The 1,874-nt window shown below is 50.5% G+C and carries 4 protein-coding genes; 1 reads left to right on the forward strand and 3 read right to left on the reverse strand.

The features are described from left to right. Positions 1–62 precede the first annotated feature (62 nt). From F6K23_RS40270 to F6K23_RS40280, 3 genes are all read right to left on the reverse strand, one after another. On the reverse strand, positions 63–266 hold the full coding sequence (locus F6K23_RS40270) for a hypothetical protein (protein WP_293166793.1): 204 nt from the start codon (positions 264–266) through the stop codon (positions 63–65). Continuing rightward, complete coding sequence (locus F6K23_RS40275) at positions 256–522, reverse strand: hypothetical protein (protein WP_293166795.1); 267 nt, start codon at positions 520–522, stop codon at positions 256–258. The genes F6K23_RS40270 and F6K23_RS40275 overlap by 11 nt, the downstream gene beginning before the upstream one ends. 71 nt (positions 523–593) lie before the next feature. After that, the gene (locus F6K23_RS40280) at positions 594–1,229 is read right to left on the reverse strand and encodes a hypothetical protein (RefSeq protein WP_293166796.1); all 636 of its coding nucleotides are present in this window, start codon (positions 1,227–1,229) and stop codon (positions 594–596) included. Positions 1,230–1,287: 58 nt separating this feature from the next. Here F6K23_RS40280 and F6K23_RS40285 point away from each other — a divergent pair, with 58 nt between their 5' ends. Beyond that, positions 1,288–1,698, forward strand: coding sequence for a hypothetical protein (locus tag F6K23_RS40285; RefSeq protein WP_293166797.1), 411 nt, complete (start codon positions 1,288–1,290; stop codon positions 1,696–1,698). Positions 1,699–1,874 lie beyond the last annotated feature (176 nt).

The following is a 1,874-nucleotide window of genomic DNA, read 5'->3' on the forward strand; positions in this document are numbered from 1 at the left end:
TTCGGCAGCAGCAATTAGCTCTTTGATGAGTTCATGGAGTTGGGGGTTCATAGTGTTACTCCTCAATTACTAAGGCTGCTGAAGATAGGCTTGCCTGCAACCTCCTCCTCAACGGTTTGCCTGTCGAGCTGCTCCATTTTTTCGTAGAGACAGTTGAAGACATCTTTCCAGTTATCGCTGATGAGGGCATTAACCGCTAGGCTTTCGAGTTCCACAAGCCAAGGGGCATGTTGTTGTTTCACCTGTTGGACTAACTTAGGCTGCATGATTATCCTCCTCAAATTGAGCGGCGAAATCACTGATAAAGTCTTGGTCTTCCGATTCTGGCAGTGCTGGCTGCTGTGCTTTGGCTATAGCTACAACTTTGCTGTTGCTTCCTGCCACAAGCCCTTTGAGCCAGCCCCACAGACGAGGTATCAATTCCTGTTTGAGCATCGATTGAGCTAGTTTGTGTTCGTAGATAATGCGATTGGTCAGAGTAGTTAACTCAGCAGCGCTTAACTGCTGTGAGGGAACACCCATCACCCTTTGCGATTGAGCACGTACATAAACCTCGATATCGGCTTCAATACGGACTCTGGTGTTAACAGCCATTAGGACCTCCGTGCTAATAGTGCTGCGGCAATGGTTTGTAATCCGATGGCGTTGGCCCAGCAGCCAGAAGGAACAGTTGTAACCCTTTGAGTTTCTAGCATGCGTGCGACTCCTGGCATCTGAGTCCCCCCTCCCCAGGCGACAACCGAGCCTGCGGCATGACGCCACTGTTGGGTGGTCTTGAAGGCTAAGCGCAGCCGATGAGCCAGCCAAGTTTTCACTAGTCGTGCATAGATGGGGCGGAAGTTAAACTGACCACAGCCATAATTAAAATCACCCCCTTCAATGCCCTGACGAATAAGTTCAACATTACCAGCTTTTCCTGTGCCTAAATACTGAAGAAGCTCACCATCACAGGCAATGGCTTCTAACAAATCAATACATCCTCCAATTTCTAAAGGTTGATGATAAATAAGTTTGCCTCCAGGGTTAAACACTTGAGGTATTACTGTTGACGTTCCCAAGTCAAAAGCAATTACCTGGGTCTCAGAGTCTAGCAAGTTCAATCGTTTGCTATAACTGTAAGAGCCTGCACCTTCTGGCACTACGGTATCTAGGGTAATACTTACTTTACTTTCTGGTTTATCTTGACCACCAAAGCTAACAATGTGAACACCTGTTAGTAGTTGCTTCAATCTGTCGTTAAACAGCTTCCTTGAGTGGGTACTAATCTCTGGCGGAAGGAGAGATCAGATGAAAAAAAGCATATTACTGATTTCTTTAATCCTTCTTCCGCTGTCCCTCATTGCGGCGCAGAGCGGGACCGGCTCCACCTTATATCATGAGATCAACGCCCGCCTGATGGTCAAAGACAGACGAATCGCCGGCGACAGGCTCTCCGCCTGGTGCGAAAACCTGGGCGGCTACTACACCGTCAAATCCCAGGATCACCTGAGCCTCCGCCTGCCGGCGGAAAAGCTGGAAGAACTGACGGCGGTCCTGGAAGCCGAATCATCAGAGGTCCTGGATTATTCCCGGAACGCCTTCGATCTGAAAGAAGATCTGATGATGAGCGCGTCGGCTCTGGAAGCCCGGGAAGAACTTCTGGAAAGAAACCTAGGGCGGCGCTTGCGCAGGCGGCTTTTTCGGACGCCCCGCAAATGATCGCGACAGTTATCTCGGACAAAGACAGCGTCCTTAAGGCGAGATCGGAAGCGGTCCGGTCGGGCGCGCGCGCCATCGTTTTCGCCCGGGGCGGCGACGATCTAACCTTATCCGTTTTTGACGACCCAGAGATTATTCGCCAAGCGAGAGCAAGCGAGCGGCGCTGTATACAGCCC

It is taken from the genome of Okeania sp. SIO2C9 (genome assembly GCF_010672455.1).
Lineage (GTDB): Bacteria > Cyanobacteriota > Cyanobacteriia > Cyanobacteriales > Microcoleaceae > Okeania.

Coding starts and splice junctions, on each gene's coding strand:
- F6K23_RS40275 (WP_293166795.1), bottom strand. CDS start 522: ATGGGTGTTCCCTCACAGCAGTTAAGCGCTGCTGAGTTAACTACTCTG.
- F6K23_RS40285 (WP_293166797.1), top strand. CDS start 1,288: ATGAAAAAAAGCATATTACTGATTTCTTTAATCCTTCTTCCGCTGTCC.
- F6K23_RS40270 (WP_293166793.1), bottom strand. CDS start 266: ATGCAGCCTAAGTTAGTCCAACAGGTGAAACAACAACATGCCCCTTGG.